Here is a 22,441-nt window from a genome sequence, read left to right as displayed (position 1 = left end):
GTGCACCCCGGGCTGCCCCCGCCATCCGACGCAACACAGCGTCATCCCGCCAGACGGCCCCAACCCCCCATTACGCCACCAGCGGCATGTCCCCCACCGTCCGCCGCGCAGGTCGGCGGTGCCGCGCGCGTGCCCTGTCCGGGCTCGTTCGCGTGCGGTTGATCGCCGGACGGCTTCTCGCTTCCGGGCTCTCCCGAACGGGCCTGACCGTCGCTCAGCGAGACGGAACTGAGACGGTGGTGCCGGAGCCCTCGACCTCCGTAGCGGCTTCCTGTCTCATGCGTGGCGCCCGACATGATGCTCATCGCCTGCTGTGCGAGGTCTCTGGCGACGGCAGGTCGACCCGGGGGTCACAGGCCGTCAGGGATGTGGGTCCCGGGTACACCCAGCCACCGCGGCGAACTGCCTCAACCGCCGCACTGACGCCGTCTCTCGGGAGCTCGGGGTGTGTCCGGACAGCTGTGCGGAGTACGCCTCCGAGTCGCGACGGGGCTCGTGGAGGCCTAGCCTGGTCAGTACCGGTGGTCGTGAGTCTCCGACCCGGATTTCCCCTCTCACTCTCGCGCGGTGTCCGCCGTATTCCTGCCCCAGAGCGCTGGTTCGGCGGCCTGCCCGCTTGAAGGTGGAGCCATGATTCACACCCTGCGAAGGGCGTCGCGAGCTGCGTTGTGTGCCGGCTTTGCGGCCGTGGGCGTCTTGTCGGCCTTCGAAGGTCCTGCCGTCGCCGCACCCACGGCCCCGGTCGGGAGCGGCTACTACCAGATCAAGGCCAAACACTCCGGCATGTGCCTGGACGTCGCGAACTACAGCTACACGCATGGCGCCCCCATCGTGCAGGCCACGTGCGGGGGCGGTCACAACCAGCAGTGGCGCCTGGTGCCCTACAGCGATGGCCAGAAGTTCAGGATCCAGGCCCGGCATTCCGGCATGTGCCTGGATGTCGCGCATGGCAGCAGGCAGCACGCCGCTCGGGTGGTCCAGGCAACCTGCAACGGCGGAAGCAACCAGGTGTGGTGGTTCGTACAGCCGCCGGGGAGGGCTCCGCTCGTGAACGGCTCCCTCGGTCTGGTACCCCAGGTAGGGAACAGCGTCGGGATCGTCGTGGACCACACCGGGATGGCGATGGACGTGGCCCATGCCAGTCAGCAGCACGGCGCTCCGGTGGTCCAGGCATATCCGGCCGGCAGCAACGGCGATCTCGGTCTGAACCAGCAATGGCGCTTCGTGTTCCGGTCGTAGCCGGCCAAGTCACGGACAGGAAGTCGATCGGCGCAGACCCTGACGGTGCGGCCCAGAGCGACGAGCCCAGGCCCCACCACGAACAAGGCGCGGCTGCGGAACCCGGGCGGGCGACCAACACCGCGCCGCCACTGCGCCGCTTACCGGGAGTCCGGGCTGACGGACCCGCCCCGCAAGCCACCGCGCCCTCGCGCGATCGGGCACGCACGGGGCACGTGATCAAGCGGATGGCGCCCCAGTCTGCGCTGCCACCGGAGAGCGAGCAGCCTGGAGGCCGGGGCGCCGCTGTGGACTCCTGTACTCACCAACCGCTCGGGCACGCATCGGCCACCACGTTCAGCTCCACGGGTTGACGCGATCCAGACCATGATCCTATTGTCCGCCTTGCACGTGGTTGCAGCCGTCGGCAATGAACGCCGACCGGATTCTGTCAACGCCGAAATCGGAGTAAGTGAGGGTAGCCGTGGGGGTGCTGCTCTCGTACCTGCTCCTTTTCCTTATTGCATGCGTCCTGATGGCGTTGCAGATCGTCGGCGCCTTCCTGCTCTTGCTGAGTACCGCCCTGTTGATCCGGCGCTTTGCCATTGCGCGCAAGCGTCGATCCGCCGGCCGCTTCCCGAAGGTGACGAAAGCGGCACCATATGTGCTTGGCGGCATCGGCATCTGCTTGCTGATTCCGACTTCGGCGGCGCTCTTCCTTGGGAGGGAGTCAGGCCTCTTCGAAGCCTGGGCGATATAGGCCGAAACCGCAGGGGCCCCGGCCGACGAGCCGGAGGAGCATGCCCTAAGGGTGTCCCGCGGCGAGCTGTTTCGAACCGCCGACATCTGCTGTGTAAGCCTGGCATCGCTCGCGGGACAACCCTTGCAGTTCACCACATAGGGGAGCGGGGCCTGCCAACGACCTCTGCGCCGTCACTCCCCCTTGATCGACCGTGGCTGACCGCTCGATCTGGCACGGATCTTGCACGCATGCGCACGGAACCGGTTCGATCGAAGCCGCGTCTGACGGCCAGGAAGGGGGCGGCGTGATCGCTCAAGGCAGGACCCGTCGTCGCCGCATGGCGGCTGTTTCGATCCGCGCGCGGCTCGTCGCGGTAGCGCTGATGTCCTTGCTGGCCACCGGTTGCGGCATGCTGAACGATCCAGTCGAGGAACGCTGGGAGTCCAGAGCCGAGTTCTCAAGTTGTGGCGAGGTGAGCCTGGATCAAGGTGAGGAGATGCAGAAACAGGCGGCGCGGGAGATTGACTGCCTCCAGCGAGCCCTCAAGAACGGCGAGGGCGCGGAATTGAAGGTGACCTATCCCACCGTGGAGGGTGACCCGGTTCGCGAGTACTACCGCTTGACGCCGCAAGGAAGGCTTGAGGTGTACACCGACAGCACAGACGATCACTACTCGGACCAGAAGTGGTCGTTCGCCGAGTGCTACACCCCGGAATGGTTGGCTGAGATTCCCTGCGATCCATGACCAGCGCCAACGACCCATCCGGCGCGATGAGGCCGTCTATTGTCTCCCGGCATCCGACTGAAACCACCCGCCAGACGCTTTCACACTGAGTCACAGGAGTCGGGCAGAGGTCTTGAAAACCGTCGTGGCACGAGTCACCGTGGGTTCAAATCCCACACCCACCGCAGGTGACCGACCTCTGACCAGGAGCGATGGTCAGGGGCCGGTCGCGTCTTCTGGGTGATCTGCTCCGTGATTCCCCGTAAAATCCCGCGTGATCGGGCACGCGAAGGTCACGCTCGGATCAGCTTCGAGACACCAGCTCGATCGACACCGGTGCCGCTGAGTCGAGGTCGATCGTGTCTCCGTCGTCCTCGGAAAGAGCCTCGGCGGGGTAGTCGACAGGCACTACGCCGAGCATCGTGTGAGGGCGGGGAAGCCAGCCCACATCCTGAGGCGGGTCGTAGCGACCGATATCGGTGATCCGCACCAGCGTCTCAGGTATGCCTACGAGGCAGGTGTCACCAACCTGCAGGTTCCATGGCTCAGGGTCGGTTTTGAATAGGCTCATGGTCCAGTCTCGGGAGTCCGGCGATATCCCGAAGGCCCTCTGGCCGTTCCACCTGAACCGAGACTGCGGATCGATCTCGGCCCACGGCCACTCGACCGAAGCGTGGAAGCGGGACACGGCAGTCACTCGGCCTTGGGCTGGTGGGCAGGTCACCCGGAGAACGTCGCCGACCCTGAAGTCTTGATGCGTTGAGGTCTCGCCCATGCTGCCCCTTGTCATTGTGTGCTCCGAGAACTGCACGGGGCCGACGCTGCGCCACCGCGGAGTCCCTGTGCTCTTCGCGAGCGGTCGATGAGGATGCTGTCATGAGCGCCACAGGGGTCACTGAAGCCCCTCGGCGACACGCCTGGCCAGTCGGTCGACGCGAATGGCTAGCTTGGCTCCAAGCACATGCTAAGGAGGGCAGTGACCACGAGAGTGAGCGGCTACTGGGCGTTGATTCCGTACTCCCGGATCAGCTCCTCTAGACCACCCCTGTACCCCTTGCCTCCCATGACGAAGTCCCAGTCCCCCGTCGATCGACGCCGGAAGGAACCGAGCACCAAGGCCGTCTCGTTGACACGGCCGTCGGATACCTCTAGCCGGCCGAGCTCGGCCCCCGACGGGGCCAGCAGTCGGATGCACGCCTCGGTGAAGCCGGAGAGATCCGCGTCGGGGTTCACAGCGGGGTCGATCGCAGCTACGAGGACGAGTCGGTCCGACCTTTCGGGCAGGGCATCGAAGGACACCCGGATCGCAGCCTTGTCCGGTACAGCAGCAGGAAACGAGCGCACCTCGCCGTATGGTGTCTGAGGGTTGTTGTAGAAGACGAAATGATCATCGTCCAGAGCCCGGTTGCCACTGCAGACAAGTGCGCACACGTCCAGCGCGACGCTGCCAGACCAGGACATTCCCAGGATGTTGTGGTCCGAATCTGCCGCAGGAGTCGACTCCGTTCGCTGGGCAGGAACCGAGCTTCCGCGGTTGCCCAGCCGTCCGCGCAGCCCGTGTCGATGCAGCAGATCGACCAATTCGCTGCCAGACACCAGTTCCAGGGGCTTACCGTTGGCGAAAGTGTGCGAACCGGGGCCGAACCCGGAAGTCGTGACTAGCACGCCCTTGTTCGCCCCCGCGTCTTGAACTGTGCCGTACAAGTCCCTCACTGCGGTGGGTGGCACGGTGCTTCTGTAGCGCTTCACCTGCACGACGATCTTGCCGCCCCGGATCGGAGTCGGGTCCAGAGCGTCGACGTCTACACCGCCGTCGTTTGATCGCTGAGTCGTCACGGCCTGCATGCCCATGGCGCGGAACAGGTCGGCGACCAGCGACTCGAATTCGAGCGGATCCATTTCGTACAGATCCGGTTCTTCGTCTCCGCCGTGAGTGACGACAGCGTTGCCGACATCCTCGGGCACCCGGCTGGGTCGTACTGTTGCTCGCTGATCGGGGCGGGCGGACAGTTGCCCTCGGAGACCGTCCACCAGGCAATCAGCAGCGTTCACCTGCTCCAAGTGGAGCCCTGCGAATGTTGAACGCGCTGCCATAACCGTGGCCAGGAAGAGCTGTGCTTGTCTGCCCGTCGCCGGGTCGTGATCGTCTACGAAGCCGTTCAGGGCAACCGATTCCAGAGCACCAAACTCATCGGCTGCGAACAGGTCGTGCAGAACGAGGAGTAGGCACTGGGCGAGCACGTCCCGATAGAGCGCTCGACGCTGGGCAGCGGGGCGAGCAGTCTCCTTGTCCTGGTCCGCAGAAGGCATGTAGCGGACCGACTTCGCTTCGGGAACAACGTCGTATTTGGGCAGTTCCCAGTTCAGTACGAGCTGACGTGCAGCCGAGTCGTACGCAGCAGTAATCTGACGAGGCAATCCTTCCGGCCACGCGGCAGACGAGTAGAGGGCAGCAGAGAAGTAGTCCACTGCGGCATCGGGATCACCACTGCGGAGTGCCGCTGCCATCTCATCGATGCCAGCGTTGTGTCGACGGATCTCTGTCAGCTGCGCAGTGGCCCACTGGTCGTATTGCTGTTGATAGGCCGCTAGCTGTTGTTGACGCTGTGTCTCCGCAGCCTGTGCGGCCTGCCAGTCGCGTTCGAACCTGGTCCGGGCCTCCGCTTGAGCCTGAGCCCGGCGGTTGGCCGTCCAACCACTCTGAGCCTGGTACTGGTTCGGATCTGGCATCCGTACGGGGTAGGCGAGTTGCCCCGGGGAGAACCCCGCAATCTCCTCGGGACGTGTGAGAGCGGCGGTGGTGAACGCTGGAGCACGACACCCAAAGGCCAGCAGACCCTGTAGCGACTCGACTCGAGCTTCCAGCTCCTCGGTTCGCCGCCTGGCCTCAGCGTCTCGCTGCTGCCGATAGGCCGCTTGCTGTTCACGATGACTGCGCGCCAGGGCCCGCTCATGAGCGCGTTGCTGCCGCTCGTGTTCCCGCTGTTGCCTGGCTTGTGCCTCGACTTGGCGTTGCTGCTGGCGCTGAGCCTCGGCCCAAATGCCGACCAATCCATTAGAGCGACGACTCATGCGTTACAGGCCCCTCCCCCCAGAACCCCGGCGCATTCACCGAGTTCTGGCCCCACAACCAGCAGTAGCGAGACGACTCTAGTCGGCAACCGTCACCTAGCTCAGCCACTTGCTGCAGGCGATGCCGCCAGGTCGGACCAGCGGGCGGATATCGATGTCAACCGTGGATGTCAGACCGCCCTGACATCCTGCGCCCGTGACCATGACATGGGCCGACTTCTGGGCGCTGATCGCCACCCTGGACGGCGAAGCCACGCAAGAGAGCTGCCAGCGCCTCGCCGAGGTGCTGAGCCGCCGATCCGTTCCCGACATCATCGGCTTCGCGGAGCGCCACGCCGAGGCTCTCTACCGTCTAGACCAGGAGAAGTTCGGCACCCTGCCGGTGGTCGACTTGACGGCCCGGGACGGCAGGCCCTTCCCGCAGTCCTCCGACGTGTTCCTCTACACACGTTGCGCTGTGGTGGCCGCAGGGCAGGCCGTGTGGGAGAGCGTCTTCTTCGACGTCGACAGGTTCGCCCCGTACACCTCCAGCGAGTGCGACGGCGAGTGGTTGCTCTACGTGCCGGACAAGGCGTACGAGCTGGCCACTGGCAGGGAGTGGAACCGCCTCACCCGGTACTCCTTCGAGAGCTACTCCAACAAGGACGGCTGGCCGGACCTGCCGGCGTGAGGTGACCTAGCGATTGATGGGAATCTCGTGGACGATCTCGCACAGTGCGGCGGGCACGACGATGTCCGCCGCCTCCACCGGCCGCCCCTGGCCGCTGTAGCAGGTCGCCGGATGTGCGTGACAAGCGCGGCCTTCTGAAGGCCGAGGAGTGAGACGTCCTCGGCAGTGGCCTGTCGCGCTCGGGGCGCTGAACGACGTGGCTGACCATGACGCCGATGTCGGCCATCCGGTTCACGACGCCGACCCCGGCGTGAGGCCCGCCCTCAGGGAGGACGACGAGGGATCCGCCAGTGAGGTCGTACGGCTCCCAGCTCGTCGACAAGTGCACGGGTCGACCGTCGGCCAGAACTCGTAAACAGTTCGGACGCACAAGTCACCGTTGGCGATCCCGAGCCGTGCAGCGATCTCCCCGGACGCCGGCACTTTGGCATCGGTCCGGCTCTCCCAGACACCGCCGAGGAGGCGTCCGTGGCTGTGCAGGGGTCTTCTCACGCCGCCTTCAGCGCGCGCCTGCGCGGGAGCGGCGGCCCGGGCGACGGGCCGCGCGCGCCTGCGCGGGAGCGGCGGCCCGGGCGACGGGCCGCGCGCGCCGCGCCGTGCGCGGCGGGTGCCTTGATGAAATAGAGAAAGTCTTACCGCGCTGCCCTCAGAGAGCGATCGGCTTGCAGTTCAGGGCCCTGTCGACCACTTTCTCGGCTGTCAGCTCGGGGTCGAAGTCCCAGTACGCAAAGTTGAGGATGGGCGGGCAGACCAGGCCTTGTTCAAGGCTGACCAAGATCGCGGAGGACTCCTCCTCGGGCGTATCAGGGTCCCAGAGACGCTCGACCAGGGGTTTCGCTTGCTCACTGGTCATCCGCCACGTCGGCTGCGCGGTCATGACTGTGTGATCAGCTGGCGGCCATCATGGCTGCGGACGCGGGGGAGCCAGATGGACCGGCTACTCAGGAGGCAGCCCCGGTCGTGACCGACCATCCCCGTTGATGTCAGATGTGGATGTCAAAGGCCCCCAGCCAAGATCGGCTGGGGGCCTTTGTGCTGGTGGGCGCGGACGGTTTCGAACCGCCGACATCTGCTTTGTAAGCCTGGCGCCGATCACACAGGGGTCTTGGCTGGTCAATGGACGCACAACGGTGCTGCGCGCCCCACGCTCGCTTGCACCGCCGCGGACCCCAATTGACCGTGGCTGACTGCTCAATCTGGCACGGAACTGGCACGGGCCCGGGTGCCGATAGCAGCCTTGTAAGTTCGTCCGATGGCGGCTGAACACCCTGCCAGCCCCGATGATGGCTGTCGCTCACAGCCCTCCGGAACTGCCTCTGTGCATCGATGTTGATGTCAGATCACGGGTTCGACATCTGCTCGTCAGCCGTCCTGCGTGGCCATGCAACGGCTCCCGCGGCACGTCTGTCAGCTGCATGCTTTCGCTCGATGGAGGCCCGCAGCTCCTCAGGGGTCGACCAAGGCGCCCGCCGGTGAATCATACGGTGACAGTTGGCGCATATGAGGGCGAGATCGCTGAGCTTGGTCCGCCCCTCGCCCGCTTCGTGCAATGGCACGACATGATGGCACTCGATGTACCCAGCACCGCGGTCGCCGTAGACCTCCTCGAAGTCGAACCCACACGCCTCACACGCCAGCCGCCCACCGCGCTGAATCACAGTAGCGATCTTCTTCTTCCGCAGGCTCTTGTTCCGCTCGCGAGCCTGGTGCCGACGCATGAGGAGCCGTCCCTCAGGAGCGCTGTAGTCGTCGAACTCCTCATCCTCAGTGGGCGCAAGGCTCTGCAGCTCGCCGGCCACGATGCCTTGCCGAATGAGCCGAGCGACCTCGGCCATCTCGTCGGGCCGGGCAAGGAACTCCATCAGCACGGCGACGTCGAGAGAGCCGCCGTTGGTGGGCTTGCCCTGATACTCCGGATGTCGCGTAGCGATATCGAACGTCTTGCGCGCCACTCCGTTCGGGTTGCGGAACTTCTCGTTGCGCTCCGCCTCGGCGTGGATGGGAAGCAGCTGGAGCAGGCCTGACAACTCGACCACCCTGGCGTCCTGAGCATCCAGCCCTTTCCAGCCGTTCTCCATCACGAGCTGACAGGCAAGGATGATCTCGTCCCGGGCCCAGTCAGGATTCTTGACAGCCTTGACTTGGAAGCCTGCGCGCTTCAGCCACGCCGCGGCGTGCTCCTTGCCTCCGCTGAACTCATCAGGTCTGAGGGCCCGCCCCTGATCCCACTGGTGTGCCACGCCGGCTACGGCTTTGGAGTCGTACTCCCGCCCCTCGTGCACCACAACGTACGAGCGAGCCTCGCCGAAGCCGTACTTCGCCAGGAACGCAGCCTGTCCCAACTCGTCGTACTCCGCGATGGTCTTGAGCACCGATTCCTGTGTGATCGCTCCTCTGCGCATGGCGGCAGGGTACGGCCCATCACTGGCGGTCACCTGCCACCCGGCGCAACCGATGCTGGGCACCGTGCGCCTCGTCATGCGCCGTATGCCCCCTTGCGCTGTTCGCACCCAGCCTGCACGGTTTCGTTGAATGCTGCTCGGCACTCAGGTGCCACAAGGGGGAAGGGCGGTAGGCCATGGCAACCGTGACAGGGTGGGCCGAGAAGACCTTCGGCGACGCCGCAGGACCCTTGGTCGACCTAATCCCCGCCAGCCTGGTTCGAGCCCATGCCCGAGCCCGTAGCGGCCACGAGGGAGTGCAGACCCAGACCCTGGAGGCATACGGACACGGCCTGTACGCCGCGCAGTACGAGGAATTAGAAGTGGGCCTCGCCTCACTCCCCGCGGCCACGCCCGTGCGCTTACAGGGGCGAACGCTCATGATCCTTGGCGACCATGTGATCTATCCGCTTCGCTACGCGAAGAAAGACGTCCCCGTCACCGCGGCACGACTGCGACGCGCCACGGGCTTCCGAGCCAACTTGATACGCCGGCACGGCCCCGAGCCCATGCAACAAGCCTTCGACCTGGGCCTCGACGAGTTGGACGAGCAAGAGCCCCATCCCGACCTCGCCCTGCTGTCAGAGGACGTCAAGCTCGTACTCGTCGCCTACGCCTGTTCCATGACTCAGGGCGTCATGCGCATCGAGTGGGGCTCCGCCGAACTGCGCCGCGAGGACCGCTACCTCATCTGGCACCACCACGAGCCACTTCACCTACCGCCGCGGTGAGGAACACACTCCATCTCGCCCGACTCCCACCGGGCGCGAACCAGTAGGCGAGGGCCTCTGACCTGCGCGCCCCCGGGTCACCCTGGTAGGCGACGTGTCACCCCTGGTCGCCATCGGTCACCCCTGAGCTCCCTCGCACGGTCCACAGGCAGCCCAGCCATCGCCGCCCGCGACCGTGCACCGACGCTGCTACTCCTCGTCGCTGCGCTCCAGCACCAGGCTGATGGACCCCTTCTCCAGCCCGTTGCTTTCTTCGAGGTGCAGATGGGCCCCATCGGGGACACCATCCCCGGCCAGCACCAGCAGATGCCCAGCCAGCGTCCGGAGACCGGTCGCATTCGCCTCGATCACAACCTCGCCTCCGAGGTCGCGTACCTCGATGCGCGCGTCCGCATCCCACGTGAAGACCAGTCCGGCACCGTCCACCACGGCCGTGCCCTGGGCGCTCTCCGTCGGCGCGCTGCTGACTTCAGGGTTCATGCCGACCATGATGACGCCGATCGCACGCGACTCAGCAGGGCGGGTACACCTTGATTGGTCCTACAGGTCACCGGGTTACTGAAGGCTCGCCGGGCCCCGTGTGTCCACGGGTGTTCCATGGCGCAGAGGTCGGGCTTTCCGCCCGCTGCACCTTTCAAGGCCAACGCCACCCGCACGATGATGAGGCCCAACCCAAGAGACGGTCGCACCTGCACCCTCCTGTCTTGCAAGCCACAGCATCCACTGAGACTGGGGCTGCGATGGAGCTTCCAGGGGCTGCCGTGCCCGCTCGGGCGAGCTCAGGTCCCCTGTTCCTGCCGCCATCAGGGTGACTGCCCGCTCTTGTCCAGCAAGGCGGGTGCATCGTGGGTAGGTGTGAAGTAGGGTGTGAAGCATGGGAGACGGACTGTTCGGAGACATGCCCGCGATCGAGGTGCCCTTGAGCCGGGCTCCGCTGACGCGTGTGCTGACCCAGGTCCGCTTCCCTTCGGTACCAGAGATTGCACTCGGTGACGGTCAGCACCGTCTCAGCAGTTTGCTTCGCAAGACCTATCCAATCGTCCGCCAGAAGACCGGTGTGAACTTCCTCATCACTCCCAGCGGCGTGATGCAGCAGGAGGGGCAAGCAGGCGTTTGGCAGCTGCACGATAGGGAGAGCGTATGGCAAGTCTCATTTTCCGACGGGTTCGTTTCCCTTGAGACCTCGAAGTACACATCTAGGGACGATTTCTGCACCCGCCTGAAAGAAGTCCTTGAAGCTCTTGCTGTGGTAGGCGAGCCGGTGCTTTGCGACCGGATTGGCATCCGATACATCAACCAAATCACCGGAAGCCCACTCCAGGACATCGGCAGGTTCCTCAGCCCTCACCTCGTAGCGGGGTGGACTCTTTCTAGATCAACAGAAAAGGCCACGCTGATCCAATCGGTAAACGAAGCACTTTTCATTGAGGAATCAGAAAAGATGCTCGTTCGAAGCGCTTGGATTCCACCGGGCGGGATGGTTGAGCCTACGATTCCCGTTCTAGACGAGCTCAGCTGCGCCCTAGACCTAGATGCATTCACCGACAAATCCGAGGATTACTCACCTGAGGATGTCTCGGTACGCGTTCGAGACCTAGCTGATGCCGCTTATCGAGCGTTTAGGGCGCTCGTGACTGAAGACTTCCTGGAACACTACTCATAAGGAGTTTCAGGTGACTACCCTTACTCGTTCATTTGGTTCCCGAACTGAGGCAACAGGGTCGCGCATCAATGGCGACATCTCTAGGCCTGTTCGCATGATATCGGCCGCCGTGCTTAGCTTCTGGGGACTCACAGGAACAGCCAGCACAGCATATGCGAACCCGCCGCGCCAGGAAGAGATCCCCTACGTCAGTTTTCAGACGGGTGACGGAACGGCGGTGGCCCCGCGCCCTGTCCTAGAGGGGCAAATCGGCACGGCAGCAGAGGTCCGCCTGCTCCGAGAGCGGTCAGGCCTCAGTTGGCAGCAGGTGGCTCGGATCTTTGGTGTCAGTCGACGTGCAGTTCACATGTGGGCTGCGGGTGGGCGCATGACGGACCATCACGCTGCCCTGCTCGGGCGCCAACTTGCCGTGGTGCGAGGACACGATCAGGGAGACGCGGAAGCTACCAAGCGGTACCTTCTCGCGGCTGCCCCGGGGGAGCGTTCGCCTTACCAGCTGATGGTCGATTATCAGCTGAAGTACCGCGGGAAGCCGCTTCGCGGGGAGCTCCCAGCGGCTACGCTGTTGGCAGCAACTGAACCAACTCCCTTGTCGGGCACGGAAGTCGTTCGAGGCGGCCGTCGTCTTGGCAAGGCTGCCGACCGGAGCGTGAATGGGGAGCCAGGAAGCGGCTGACGATCAATGGGCGCGCATCCGTGAGCAGGTAAGTGATGTTTCGACCCAATGGCGTCAAGGTGACGTAATGAAAAACGTCTCTGCCGTGCGACTCGTTGATTTGAGCCGCCCCCTGACCGCTGCCGCTGAGTCTTTGCGTGGGATTGAAGGTGTTCCGCTAGCGAGCGTCGATGGGCAGCCTCCCGAGCTGGCGATCTTGGACTCCACGGAGCCCGGGGGGTACGCGATTGTCTCGCAGACGTGTGACGTGGTTCGACACGTTTCAGCCCAGCCGTTCGTCCAGCTCTGCCCTGTCAGGACTATCCCTGCCGGCCAGATTCGCCAGATCCAGAAGTATGAGTCCACTCAGTTCGTCTGGCTACCACAGCTCGGCGAAGACCAGGCCGCAGACTTGACCCGGACATTCACTGTCGAGAAGAGCATTCTGGTCGGGCAGGAGCCGATTCATGGAGTCGAGACAGATGAGCAGATCCGAAACTTCGCGGCAGTAGTGGCGCGTCGCTTTGGTAGGTTCGCATTCCCGGATGACCTCCATGACTCGTTGGTTCGATTTCGATCCAAGATCGTGTCTAAGCATGCAAAGGAGAGCGATGAAGGCTCTGCCCTGCGGAAGATTCATCAGATCCGCGCGCAAGCGTTGCCGAATTGGGGCGCCGAATCCATCGAGGTAGTTCTCCACTTCATCCTGGAGCCTGATGTGCTGCCTGAAGTGGAGGCATGGCCCGAAGGTGATCCCAATCTGCCTTCGGTTTCCATCGTCGAAGCGGCCAGGAATGTTGCGAACTCATCAGGGGCGGAGGGGGCTGAGGCGTGGATGGCTCTGGTACACGCATGGGTGTCGCTTTGTGAGCCCACCGGGGCCATCAAATCGATTTCTGCGCAGGTGACTACTACCGAGCTCTTCAGCATGGAAGACATGCGGCGTACTGAGCAGCTGGATATGGACTACCTTTCAGTCTCTGCTGGAAGTTGAAGTTACGCAGTGCTCGTGTGCCACCCCCACCTCTGACTCCCGTCCCGTCTGCCGTCGACCCACACTCCGTGGAGCAGGCGCGGTGCCGGGCGTCCAGGTGGAGCGCGCCACTGTACGAACGACCTGGACGCCCGGTGCCGTGTCTGCTCGGCTCTGCCTGGGTCGACGGCAGACGGGATGGGAGTCCCCCACCGCTACACACCACCGGCCGACACCCGCGCACGGCCCTCTCCCATCCCGGAGTCTGAGCGCCCCCGCCGGAGGCATCGCTTTGAGTCGCACTCGCGTACTGCCTCGGCCACGTGGGTTCGCTACCCATCAACCCAAGCTGTCAGGCGTGCGGCCGGCGCCCGGGCTGGAGCGGGGCGTAGACAGGAGCGCAGGCCCGGGCGACGGGCCGCGCGCACCGCGCTATGCGCGGTGGGTGCCTTGATGAAGTAGAGAAACTCTCACCGCACTCGTCCTGTGGCCAGTGGTTGGCCTGTTGAGGCTTCCGTTCGTTGAGCTACGGTGCCGTTCATGCCTTCTGCACTGGATACGCCTCATGGAGCGGCTGAGCTGGCTGAGTCCTTGTTGCCGCCGCTCGGGAATCGCTGGCTGCACACCCAAGCGGTTGCTGCTCGGGCTGTGGAGGCGTCGAAGGCCCTCCCCGAGGATGAGCGCGATCTGCTCATCGCCGCAGCCTGGCTCCACGACATCGGGTACGCGCCCGAGCTGCGCGATACGGGTTTCCACCCGCTGGACGGTGCCCGACACCTTGCCTCGCTCGGTGCTCCCGACCGCCTCGTGCGGCTCGTGGCCCATCACTCAGGCGCCGTGTACGAAGCCGAGCAGCGCGGACTCTCGGCAGAACTGGCTGTGTACGACCGGGAAGACTCCCCGGTTCTCGACGCGTTGATCTTCGCCGACATGACCACGGGTCCGGCCGGTCAAAGCTTCGACTTCGAACGACGCATTGACGAGATCCTCGTCCGCTACGCACCTGGCTCCGAGGTCCACACCGCGATCAGCAACGCTCGGCCCTACCTGGGCGCCGCCGTCGGACGGACCCTCGCTCGATTGGGCGGTCAACCGATGTAAGGCTCGGTCTCATCGGACAGAGCGCGGTCGATCCGCAGCCTCATCGACGGGTGGATGTTCAGTTCGTCAAGCCGTTCCGGGCTGACGAAAGCGACTTCCTTGCTCTCACTGCTGGTACGCAAATCGCCACCGGTGATCTTCGCGGTGAAGCAGATCGAGAACTGCTGACGTACCTCGCCATCGTCGTACGCGATGACGTGTGCCGGGTTGGTGTAGATCCCTACCAACCCAGTCACCTCGACGTCGAGCCCCGTCTCTTCCTTCGTCTCTCGTACGGCTGCTGCGGCAACCGACTCGCCCACGTCCACGCCCCCGCCGGGCAGAGCCCACAGGTCGTTGTCCGTCTTGTGGATCAGCAGTACCGCTCCTGCCTCGTTGCGAGCGGCGATTGTGACAGACGGGACGATGCTGTTCGCCTTCGGGGCATTCGGGTCGTTGAAGTGATCGATGCGGGCCATACCTCCAGCGTCGCATGACCATGGCCGATCCCTGCTACGACGGGGTGCCAAGCTCCCACGCGTAGTCAAAGCTCTTCATGTAGTGACGGAACGTCCGGGCTCCGGGGATGTAGCGGAAGTGCAAGACCGGGTTCTGTCCGGCCGGCGCCCCGAGAACGTGGGGGTTGACCAGGACGTCGTCATCGAATCGGTAGATCGAGTTGTAGAGGATCGTGTCGTGCAGACGGACCTCGACGCCCGGCGTCTTCGTTGCCGGTTCGAGGTATCGGCGGGTGATGCGAGCGCGAGCTGCAAGGTCACTCCCAATGCCCTCCTCCTCGCCTCGCTGGCGGACCATCTCAGAGTCCGGGTCGCCGAGGAGGATCCGAACCTGTGCTCCTGCCTTGGCCTTGTCCGATAGCTGGTCCGGCAGGTCGGGGTGACTGTCGAAGAGAAACAGACCTGCATACACCAGGATTTCGACGTGGCTGGTGGCCCGTTCGATGAGTGACGACCAAAGTGCAGCCGGCACCGCACCCCGGTGGGGGTAGTAGGTGACCAGTTCCGAGGTACTTGCTGTCTCTGCCTGCTTGGAGACCGAAGGCCAGAGGTAGACCTCATCGACCCCCAGGAAGCTCGATGCCTTCCAGCGGTGCCCTCGGTGCGGAGTTCGATCCGTCGTGATCCAACGCTCGACGCTCTTCGGGTCTACCCCTACGTGCTGGGCCAGCGAATGGATCGTCTCCCCCTTCGCTGAAATCGTCGCCCGCAGACGCTCGTTCGCCATCACGACACCACCCAACTGAGGGACGCTAGGGACGTTTTGACGATAGCTCAGACGTCCCCAAACGTCCATACGGGTCGTGATGCGTCCATGGCCTGTCGCGGTTTTCTTGTCTCGCCGCCGAACGAGCGGGCTCAAGCAGGCTCCAAAATCAGGAGATAAGACGATGCGTCAGATCCCCGTCGACACGACCACGGCCATGGTGATGGTGGCCCAGCCTCCGGCCCCGAAGATCGCGAACCGGCAGACTGGTGAGGTAGCCACCGACCGCGAGACCGGCGCGACGCTGATGACGATCGACGTCATGTTCGTCATGGACGGCAACGCCGAGATCCTGAACCTGACCGTCCCCGAGACCGGCATCTCTGGCGAGCTGGCCATGGGCACCCCGGTCGCCCTGACCGGCGTCGTCGCCCGGCCCTGGGAGAACGAGTTCAACGGCCAGAAGCGCCACGGCATCAGCTTCCGCGCCGTCGCCGTCACCTCCCTCACCGCCGCCCAGGCGGCCTGACCATGACCGCGTTAACGATCACCCTCGCGCTGGTCGCCACGGTCGCGCTGTTGCTGCGGTGGCAGCGTCCGGCCTGGTACTGGATGAGCTTCGGCATCGGCCTCGCGATCGTGCGGGTCCTGGTCCGGTACTCGTCCGTCATGGACGCGTGCGGGCTGACCGTCCCGCCTTCGCGCTGGCGCCTCGCCCTGGCCCAGCTCACCGGCCGGCCCGTCCCGGACTCCCGGGCCCCTCGGATTCTCCGACTGCGGCCGACGCGGACGGGCCTGGTGCTTCGGGTGAAGCTCCGCCCGGGACAGGACGCCTTCGACTTCTCCGCCGCCTCGGACCGGCTGCGGCACTCGTTCGTCATGCGGAACGTCACCACCCGGGAGATCCGCTCAGGTGTGGTGGAACTGCGGATGACCGGCTACGACGTGCTCAAGCGAGTGCAGATGCCCACCCTGCCCGGTGGTGGGGTGATGCGGGTACCGGTCGCCCTGCGGGAGGACGGAGAGGTCTACTACCGCGACTACCGTCAGATCCCGCACGCGCTGAACGTCGGCGCCACTCAGTCCGGCAAGTCCGTCTATCAGCGCAACCTCGTCGCCGGCCTCGCCGCGCTCGATGTGGCCCTGGTCGGCATCGACTGCAAGCAGGGCGTGGAACTCGCCCCGCTCGCCCGAAGGTTCACGGCCCTGGCCGACAACCCTGACACCGCGGCCGAACTCCTCGATGCCCTCGTCGGGCACATGGAGGACGTCTACCAGCTCATCCGGCACGAGCAGCGGCTGAGCGCGGACATCCCGGATGCGGAGATCACCGCCGACATCTGGGACCTCCCCGACCACCTGCGTCCGACACCGATCGTCCTGCTCGTCGATGAGGTCGCCGAACTCGCCCTCTTCGCCACGAAGGACGAGGAGAAGCGCCGGGACCGGATCATCACCTCCCTCGTCCGGCTCTCCCAGCTCGGCCGCGCCGCCGGCATCTACCTGGAGATCTGCGGGCAACGCTTCGGCTCCGAACTCGGCAAGGGCATCACCATGCTCCGCGCCCAGCTCACCGGCCGCACCGCTCACCGCGTCAACGACGAGACCTCCGCGAACATGGCCTTCGGGGACATCTCCCCGGACGCCGTCCTCGCCACCATCCAGATCCCCACCGATCGGCCCGGCACCGCCGTCGTCGGCGACTCCTCCGGCGGCTGGGTCCGCATCCGCACCCCGCACCTCACCCTGCGCCGGGCCGTGAACGCCTGTAACGCCCAGGCTCACCGCACCCCGGAGATTCCCGCGCTGGACGCCTTCCGGCCCGTCCTACCGCCCCTGGGCAAAGCCGCGGCGCCCTCGACCGTCACGGCTCCCGCGATCGCCTGACCCACCCCGCTCCACGGCCGGCGTGACCGTCTCACGCCAGGTCCCTACCCCTCCCATGCCTGAAACCGAAAGGAGGCGCCCCGATGGCCGCTCGTAAGACCACCACCCGGAAGACCGCGCCGAAGAAGTGCCCCGACTGCACCGGCGCCGGTGAGACCGCCGAGACCGTACGCGTCGGCTCCCGCAAGCTCCGCGACACCGACCACCAGCAGGCCGCCCTGTGCCTGACCTGCTTCGGCACCGGCGAAGCCACCACCTGACCCCGTCGATCCAGGAAGGAGGTACCGCGATGCGCCCCACGCTCCGGCCGGACGCCGTCCTCGTACAGGCCGTGATCGCCGGTGCCCTGTCCTTCGCTCACCTGCACGACCTCGCCGAAGCGGCCGGCCAGACCGGATGGAAGGCGTGGGCTTACCCCGTCTCCGTCGATCTCCTCCTCGTCGCCGCCTGGCACCGGCTCCGGAGCCTCCGGGCCGCCGGCACCTCGGCCCGCTCGGCCTGGACCTGGTTCACCGTCGCCCTGGCCGCATCCCTCGGCGCCAACATCGCCACCGCCGGACTCCTCGACCTCACCGACGTGCCGGACTGGCTGCGCATCCTCGTCGCCGGATGGCCCGCCCTGGCCTTCCTCGGCGGCACCCTCCTCGTCCACTCCCCCGGGCACCCGGCGGTCGCCCAGCCTGCCGAACCCACCACGGACACCGAGGAGCCTGCGGCCGTGGAAGCGGTCATCGAGCGGGACGACACGACCGAGCTAGAGCCGGAGCCGGAGATCGCCGCCGCACCGGCCCTGCCCTCCCCCGTCCCGGAACCGGTCCCGGAGCCCGAACCCGCTCCTGTGGCCGTACCGCCGGCACTCGTCGCTCACGCCCGGAAGGTCGCCGACGACTACCGCGCTCGGACCGGCTACCCGATCGACGCCGACACCCTGCGTGCCCGCCTCGGCGTCCCGCCCCTGATGGCCAACGCCATCGCCGCCCAACTCGCCTGAAAGGAGACCACGATGCCCGCCCGTGACCGCTTCCACTCCGTGATGCGGATCGGCCCCGTGCAGATCGGCACCCACCGCGACCGCCACGGCCGCACCAAGTACGCCGCCGTCTGCACCGCCGACCGCTGCGGCTGGTCCGCCGACTACTCCAGCTCCTCCGCCGCCCAGCTCGCCGCCCGCACCCACCGCTGCACCGCCCGCTGAACCGAAGGAGAACCGCGTCATGGACGTCCCGCTCTGGCTCGCCCTGATCGTCGTCGGCGGCCTCGGCATCAAGCTCATCCGCCCGCCCTGGTGGCTCGTCGCCGTGATCCTCCTCGGCGGCTACCTCCTCGCCGACAGCGTCCTCGCCCCGCTCATCGACAACACGATCAACAAGTAGGGAGAACCGCCATGCTCCGCCCCCGCATCCCGGTCAACCCGCTCCCGACCGGCATCGTCACCCCGCTCGTCCTGCCGACCACCCCGACCGACATCGAGCCGGCGGCCTGCCACCACGACCACACCCCGGCGCCCGTCCCGGCCGCGCCCCGCGTCCAGGTCCCGGCCGTCCGCCTCACCCCGTCCGGCCTGGTCACCCTCGTCGCCGGTGGTGCCGGACTCGTCCTGATCGTCGGCACGGTCCTCGTCTCGATGCTGCTCGCCGTCGCCATCACCGGCGCCTCGATCGCGGTCGTGGCGGTCGTCCTGCGGCTGCTCGTCCGCGACATGCAGAAGGGCCGGTGACCTTCGTGGACACGTACACCATGGCCGCTGCGGGCTTACCGGCCCTGGGCTGGGTCCTGCACGGCGGACTGCTCTCGCGCCGCCTGGCCACCGCCCGCCGCGACCCCCTGACCGGACTGCACACCCGCGCCGGATGGACCGCTCGCGCCGAACGCCTCATCGCCAAGCACCCCGGTGCGCTCGTTCTCCTGGTCGACCTGGACGACTTCAAGGCCATCAACGACACGCATGGTCATGCCGCCGGGGACGCGGTCCTCACCGAAACCGCCCGCCGCCTGACCGACTGGTGCGGACGGCACGGCATCGCCGCCCGGCTCGGTGGAGACGAGTTCGCCGCCATCGTCACCGACCTCGGCACCGTCAACCTCTTCGATCTCTGGTCCGCCCTGGACCAGCCGGTCACCCACAACGGCCACGTTCTGCCGATCTCCGCTTCCGTCGGCTGCTGCCTCCGCGACCAGCTGCTGGCCCCGACCCTGACCGACGCCCTCTCGGCCGCCGACGCGGCGATGTACGCGGCAAAGGGCCACGGCAGGCGCAACCACACACGCTAAGCGGCCCCCGGGACGGCCTCTGTCGCCAAACATCCGCCACCCCGGGCGCCTGACCCCTCCCAGACCCAACAGGCCCGAAAGGGAAAGCCCATGATGCCCCAGACCACCCCGCGTGTCTGCCGCGACTGCGACGGCTTCGCCACCGCCACCATCACCACCGGCCTCCAGGCCGCCGACGGCACCCGCGACACCATCCGCGTCAACTGCCCCACCTGCCGGGGCCTCGGCCACACCATCCCCGCCGCCCTCACCCGCGCCGGGAAGTGACCACCTTGACCGACACCGCCACCGCGGCGGGCCTGGACTCGGCCACCCTGAGCGACCTGCTCCGGGTGGCCGGGTCCCCCGGCTTCGACCGCTGGAAGGAACAGATCCACCGCACCGGTGGCTGCTCCCAGCCCATCCACCTCCAGGGCTGGACGCTGACGCAGGACAAGACCACCGGCGAGACCCTGCACCGCTACTCCACCGACACCGAACCCGGCGGACGGCTCCGGGTCGCCTGCGGTAACCGACGGGCCTCTCGCTGCCCCGCCTGCGCCTGGACCTACGCGGGCGACACCTACCACCTCATCCGCGCCGGCCTCGCCGGAGACGACCGCCGAGACATCCCCGGCACGGTTCGCGATCACCCCCGCGTGTTCCTGACCCTTACGGCGCCGTCGTTCGGCCCGGTCCACAACCGGCCCGGCGCCCGGCCATGCCGCTGCGGCACCCGCCACCCCGAGGACACCCCCGAATTGGGCACCCCACTCGATCCCGAGTCGTACGACTACGCCGCCGCCGTCCTCTTCAACAACCACGCCGGACAGCTCTGGGACCGCTTCGTCAAGCGGCTGCGCCGAGAGATCGCCGCCGCTGCCGGCCTCTCCCAGCGGGCCCTGAAGGAGGTCGCCCGCATCTCCTACGGGAAGGTCGCCGAGTTCCAGAAGCGCGGCGCCGTCCACTTCCACGTCGTGGTTCGCCTCGACGGCCCGGACGGACCGGACACCCCGCCCCCGTCCTGGGCCACCACCGAACTCCTCACCGCCTCGGTCCAGTCCGCTGCCGCGCACTCGTACACGACCATCACCGTCCCTGCCGCCGGTGATCAGCCGTTACGCCGCCTGCGCTGGGGCACCCAGCTCGACATCCGGCCCGTCAAAGCCTTCGGCGACGGCTCCGACATCACCGAACAAGCCGTCGCCTCCTACATCGCCAAGTACGCCACCAAAGCCGCCGAGACCACCGGCAGCCTCGACCGCCGCATCGGCAACCGTGAGGCTCTCGTCCTCCTCGGCGTCCCCGACCACACCCGTCGCCTCGTCGAAACCTGCTTCGACCTCGACCCGCTCTACCCGGATCGTCGGCTCCTCGCCTGGGCCCACATGCTCGGCTTCCGGGGCCACTTCTCCACCAAGTCCCGCCAGTACTCCACCACTCTGAGCGAGCTGCGCCAGACCCGCGCCGACTACCGCGCCGCCCAGGAACGCACCGCCCGCGGCCTCGACGACATCGAGCCGGACACCGTCCTCGTCCTCACCTCCTGGACGTACGCCGGCCAAGGCCACTCCCCCGGTGAGGCCGCCCTCGCCGCCTCCATCGCCCGGGACATCCAGCTCAACCGTGAGACCGCCCGCGAAGCCCTACGCGACCAACTCGCCCTGGAGGGAGCAACCGCATGACCGACCGACTGCTGACCGTGGGGCAGGCTGCCGAATTGCTGGGTACAACCGAGAGGTTTCCTCGTCGGCTCATCGCCGAGCGCAGGATCGTCTTCGTCAAGGTCGGGCGCCATGTACGTATCCCTGAGCGAGCTTTGGAGGAATTCATAGCTGCCCATACCGTCCAGCCGATCACCACTCGTCGCCGATTCGCGGCGGTGGCCTGATGGCGAACACCAAAGCAAAGCGTCGCCGCTTCGGTGCGGTGCGCAAGCTGCCCTCAGGTCGTTTCCAGGCTCGCTATCAGGGGCCGGACGGGCTGACGCGATCCGCGCCCGAGACGTTTGCCTCGCAGACCGATGCCGATCGGTGGCTCGTCCGCAAGGAAGCGGAGATCATCGACGGCAAATGGAAGAACCCGGACGACAAGGTTCTCTTCGGGGTCTACGCCGATGCCTGGTTCAAGGAACGTGACTACGCGGCGACCACCCGCGAACGCAACAGCAGCGCGCTGCGCCTCCACATTCTGCCGACCTTCGCGGACGTGGTCCTGAGTGAGATCACCACGCCCCAGATCCGCCGCTGGCGCGCTGCCCTCCTGGAGTCGGGTGTCGGTGAGCCGACTGTCGCCAAGGCGTACCAGATCCTCCGCGCCATCCTGAACACCGCGGTCGACGACGAGGTGATCCAGCGAAACCCCTGCCGCATCAAGGGTGCCGGGGCAGCCAAGACGGCCGAGCGGCCGTTCCTCGACGTTACCGAGGTCTTCCAACTCGCCGACGCCGTGCCGGCGCGCTTCCGCGTGTTCATCCTGCTGGCGTCCTTCACCGGCCTCCGCTTCGGAGAGCTTGCCGCGCTTCAGCGCCATGACGTCGACCTCGACCGCCGAACCGTCGCCGTACGACGTTCTCTGGCCGAGACCCGTACCGACGGCATTCTGATCAAGACGCCCAAGAGCGCGGCCGGTGTGCGCACCGTCGCCTTCCCGGCCTCACTGGCGGAAAGTCTGGCGACTCATCTCGCGGTCTACGCCGAGCTGGGTCGGACCGGGCTGGTCTTCACCGGAGCCCGCGGTGGGCAGCTGCGCCGGAACAACTTCCGCCGACTGTGGCTGCGGGCCCTGAAGACCACCGGGCTCAAAGACGTCCACTTCCACGATCTGCGCCACACCGGGAACACCCTCGCCGCGACCGGCGGCGCCACGACGCGTGAGCTGATGCAGCGGATGGGGCACTCGTCGGTGCGGGCCGCGCTGATCTATCAGCACCTGGTGAACGGGCGTGACCACGCCATCGCCGCCCACGTCGACGAGCAGATCAAGAAAGTCCGGCCGGGCGAGTCCGGCGACGCTTCTGGCACGTGACTGGCACGGCGCCCCTCCCCCGCCTCCACGGCCGAAGAACGAACAAGGCCCAGGCTCCCGGTTCAGTACCGGTGACCTGGGCCT

27 protein-coding genes and 1 pseudogene are annotated in these 22,441 nt (G+C 66.4%); 20 read left to right on the top strand and 8 right to left on the bottom strand.

Annotated features, from left to right (window positions below; genetic code table 11):
* The first annotated feature begins 630 nt into the window (after window positions 1–630).
* From ACE1OA_RS24120 to ACE1OA_RS24110, 3 genes are all read left to right on the top strand, one after another.
* A complete protein-coding gene (locus ACE1OA_RS24120; RefSeq protein ID WP_356598342.1) occupies window positions 631–1,239 on the top strand; it encodes an RICIN domain-containing protein in 609 nt (202 codons plus the stop codon).
* A gap of 463 nt (window positions 1,240–1,702) precedes the next feature.
* Window positions 1,703–1,978 (top strand): hypothetical protein, encoded by a 276-nt coding sequence (locus tag ACE1OA_RS24115; protein ID WP_432753365.1) that lies wholly within the window; start codon window positions 1,703–1,705, stop codon window positions 1,976–1,978.
* Between the two features lie 193 nt (window positions 1,979–2,171).
* The gene (locus tag ACE1OA_RS24110) at window positions 2,172–2,705 is read left to right on the top strand and encodes a hypothetical protein (RefSeq protein WP_432753364.1); all 534 of its coding nucleotides are present in this window, start codon (window positions 2,172–2,174) and stop codon (window positions 2,703–2,705) included.
* A 283-nt stretch (window positions 2,706–2,988) separates the two neighbouring features.
* Here the strand turns inward: ACE1OA_RS24110 and ACE1OA_RS24105 are convergent, their stop codons facing one another.
* A complete protein-coding gene (locus ACE1OA_RS24105) occupies window positions 2,989–3,495 on the bottom strand; it encodes a hypothetical protein (protein WP_432753363.1) in 507 nt (168 codons plus the stop codon).
* 185 nt (window positions 3,496–3,680) lie between these two features.
* The gene (locus tag ACE1OA_RS24100; protein WP_432753362.1) at window positions 3,681–5,756 is read right to left on the bottom strand and encodes a restriction endonuclease; all 2,076 of its coding nucleotides are present in this window, start codon (window positions 5,754–5,756) and stop codon (window positions 3,681–3,683) included.
* 202 nt (window positions 5,757–5,958) lie between these two features.
* Between ACE1OA_RS24100 and ACE1OA_RS24095 the strand changes: the two genes are divergently transcribed.
* The gene (locus ACE1OA_RS24095; RefSeq protein ID WP_432754093.1) at window positions 5,959–6,426 is read left to right on the top strand and encodes a DUF4240 domain-containing protein; all 468 of its coding nucleotides are present in this window, start codon (window positions 5,959–5,961) and stop codon (window positions 6,424–6,426) included.
* Window positions 6,427–6,432: 6 nt separating this feature from the next.
* On the opposite strand, the pseudogene ACE1OA_RS24090 reads toward ACE1OA_RS24095, so the two are convergent.
* From ACE1OA_RS24090 to ACE1OA_RS24080, 3 genes and pseudogenes are all read right to left on the bottom strand, one after another.
* Window positions 6,433–6,984, bottom strand: a pseudogene (locus tag ACE1OA_RS24090) (UTRA domain-containing protein); the annotation flags it as partial.
* Window positions 6,985–7,072: 88 nt separating this feature from the next.
* Entirely contained in the window at window positions 7,073–7,303 is a 231-nt protein-coding gene (locus ACE1OA_RS24085) for a hypothetical protein (RefSeq protein ID WP_432753361.1), read from the bottom strand.
* Window positions 7,304–7,766: 463 nt separating this feature from the next.
* Complete coding sequence (locus ACE1OA_RS24080) at window positions 7,767–8,828, bottom strand: HNH endonuclease (RefSeq protein WP_432753360.1); 1,062 nt, start codon at window positions 8,826–8,828, stop codon at window positions 7,767–7,769.
* A 548-nt stretch (window positions 8,829–9,376) separates the two neighbouring features.
* On the opposite strand from ACE1OA_RS24080, the gene ACE1OA_RS24075 reads away from it, so the two are divergent.
* On the top strand, window positions 9,377–9,598 hold the full coding sequence (locus tag ACE1OA_RS24075; protein ID WP_432753359.1) for a hypothetical protein: 222 nt from the start codon (window positions 9,377–9,379) through the stop codon (window positions 9,596–9,598).
* A gap of 189 nt (window positions 9,599–9,787) precedes the next feature.
* Here the strand turns inward: ACE1OA_RS24075 and ACE1OA_RS24070 are convergent, their stop codons facing one another.
* A complete protein-coding gene (locus ACE1OA_RS24070) occupies window positions 9,788–10,078 on the bottom strand; it encodes an Imm32 family immunity protein (RefSeq protein ID WP_432753358.1) in 291 nt (96 codons plus the stop codon).
* A gap of 394 nt (window positions 10,079–10,472) precedes the next feature.
* On the opposite strand from ACE1OA_RS24070, the gene ACE1OA_RS24065 reads away from it, so the two are divergent.
* The 3 genes from ACE1OA_RS24065 to ACE1OA_RS24055 all read left to right on the top strand — a co-directional run bounded on the left by ACE1OA_RS24065 (window position 10,473) and on the right by ACE1OA_RS24055 (window position 13,990).
* Window positions 10,473–11,261, top strand: a complete 789-nt coding sequence (locus ACE1OA_RS24065) for a TIGR04255 family protein (protein WP_432753357.1) — start codon at window positions 10,473–10,475, stop codon at window positions 11,259–11,261.
* Window positions 11,262–11,914: 653 nt separating this feature from the next.
* On the top strand, window positions 11,915–12,910 hold the full coding sequence (locus tag ACE1OA_RS24060; protein ID WP_432753356.1) for a hypothetical protein: 996 nt from the start codon (window positions 11,915–11,917) through the stop codon (window positions 12,908–12,910).
* 519 nt (window positions 12,911–13,429) lie between these two features.
* On the top strand, window positions 13,430–13,990 hold the full coding sequence (locus tag ACE1OA_RS24055; protein WP_432753355.1) for an HD domain-containing protein: 561 nt from the start codon (window positions 13,430–13,432) through the stop codon (window positions 13,988–13,990).
* Here the strand turns inward: ACE1OA_RS24055 and ACE1OA_RS24050 are convergent.
* Both ACE1OA_RS24050 and ACE1OA_RS24045 read right to left on the bottom strand, forming a co-directional pair.
* Entirely contained in the window at window positions 13,978–14,448 is a 471-nt protein-coding gene (locus ACE1OA_RS24050; protein ID WP_432753354.1) for an NUDIX hydrolase, read from the bottom strand. The two genes, ACE1OA_RS24055 and ACE1OA_RS24050, sit on opposite strands and share 13 nt — an antisense overlap.
* 34 nt (window positions 14,449–14,482) lie before the next feature.
* The gene (locus tag ACE1OA_RS24045) at window positions 14,483–15,214 is read right to left on the bottom strand and encodes an XRE family transcriptional regulator (RefSeq protein WP_402441990.1); all 732 of its coding nucleotides are present in this window, start codon (window positions 15,212–15,214) and stop codon (window positions 14,483–14,485) included.
* 163 nt (window positions 15,215–15,377) lie between these two features.
* On the opposite strand from ACE1OA_RS24045, the gene ACE1OA_RS24040 reads away from it, so the two are divergent.
* The 12 genes from ACE1OA_RS24040 (at window position 15,378) to ACE1OA_RS23985 (ending at window position 22,357) form a co-directional block, all read left to right on the top strand.
* Complete coding sequence (locus tag ACE1OA_RS24040) at window positions 15,378–15,722, top strand: hypothetical protein (RefSeq protein WP_432753353.1); 345 nt, start codon at window positions 15,378–15,380, stop codon at window positions 15,720–15,722.
* A 2-nt stretch (window positions 15,723–15,724) separates the two neighbouring features.
* A complete protein-coding gene (locus ACE1OA_RS24035) occupies window positions 15,725–17,080 on the top strand; it encodes an FtsK/SpoIIIE domain-containing protein (protein WP_432753352.1) in 1,356 nt (451 codons plus the stop codon).
* An 83-nt stretch (window positions 17,081–17,163) separates the two neighbouring features.
* Window positions 17,164–17,340 (top strand): hypothetical protein, encoded by a 177-nt coding sequence (locus ACE1OA_RS24030; RefSeq protein ID WP_384527267.1) that lies wholly within the window; start codon window positions 17,164–17,166, stop codon window positions 17,338–17,340.
* A gap of 29 nt (window positions 17,341–17,369) precedes the next feature.
* Window positions 17,370–18,071, top strand: coding sequence for a DUF2637 domain-containing protein (locus ACE1OA_RS24025; RefSeq protein ID WP_432753351.1), 702 nt, complete (start codon window positions 17,370–17,372; stop codon window positions 18,069–18,071).
* A 12-nt stretch (window positions 18,072–18,083) separates the two neighbouring features.
* Window positions 18,084–18,275, top strand: a complete 192-nt coding sequence (locus tag ACE1OA_RS24020) for a mobile element transfer protein (RefSeq protein WP_225799694.1) — start codon at window positions 18,084–18,086, stop codon at window positions 18,273–18,275.
* 19 nt (window positions 18,276–18,294) lie between these two features.
* Window positions 18,295–18,453 carry a hypothetical protein gene (locus ACE1OA_RS24015; RefSeq protein WP_190103575.1) on the top strand — a complete coding sequence of 53 codons (159 nt, stop codon included), beginning with the start codon at window positions 18,295–18,297 and terminating at the stop codon, window positions 18,451–18,453.
* Between the two features lie 11 nt (window positions 18,454–18,464).
* Entirely contained in the window at window positions 18,465–18,797 is a 333-nt protein-coding gene (locus ACE1OA_RS24010; protein WP_432753350.1) for a SpdD-like protein, read from the top strand.
* Between the two features lie 5 nt (window positions 18,798–18,802).
* Window positions 18,803–19,351, top strand: a complete 549-nt coding sequence (locus ACE1OA_RS24005; protein ID WP_432754092.1) for a GGDEF domain-containing protein — start codon at window positions 18,803–18,805, stop codon at window positions 19,349–19,351.
* Window positions 19,352–19,441: 90 nt separating this feature from the next.
* Window positions 19,442–19,618 carry a hypothetical protein gene (locus tag ACE1OA_RS24000; RefSeq protein WP_432753349.1) on the top strand — a complete coding sequence of 59 codons (177 nt, stop codon included), beginning with the start codon at window positions 19,442–19,444 and terminating at the stop codon, window positions 19,616–19,618.
* 5 nt (window positions 19,619–19,623) lie between these two features.
* Window positions 19,624–21,015, top strand: a complete 1,392-nt coding sequence (gene repSA / locus ACE1OA_RS23995; protein WP_432753348.1) for a replication initiator protein RepSA — start codon at window positions 19,624–19,626, stop codon at window positions 21,013–21,015.
* Complete coding sequence (locus tag ACE1OA_RS23990; protein WP_225799697.1) at window positions 21,012–21,221, top strand: excisionase family DNA-binding protein; 210 nt, start codon at window positions 21,012–21,014, stop codon at window positions 21,219–21,221. The genes repSA and ACE1OA_RS23990 overlap by 4 nt, the downstream gene beginning before the upstream one ends.
* Complete coding sequence (locus tag ACE1OA_RS23985) at window positions 21,221–22,357, top strand: tyrosine-type recombinase/integrase (RefSeq protein WP_432753347.1); 1,137 nt, start codon at window positions 21,221–21,223, stop codon at window positions 22,355–22,357. Before ACE1OA_RS23990 ends, ACE1OA_RS23985 begins: the two co-directional genes overlap by 1 nt.
* The last annotated feature ends 84 nt before the right edge of the window (window positions 22,358–22,441 follow it).

Origin of the sequence: Streptomyces sp. JL2001 (assembly GCF_050917515.1) — a bacterium.
Lineage (GTDB): Bacteria > Actinomycetota > Actinomycetes > Streptomycetales > Streptomycetaceae > Streptomyces.
Note: the sequence above shows the minus strand (reverse complement) of the source record. Positions and strands in the feature narration are given on the sequence as shown.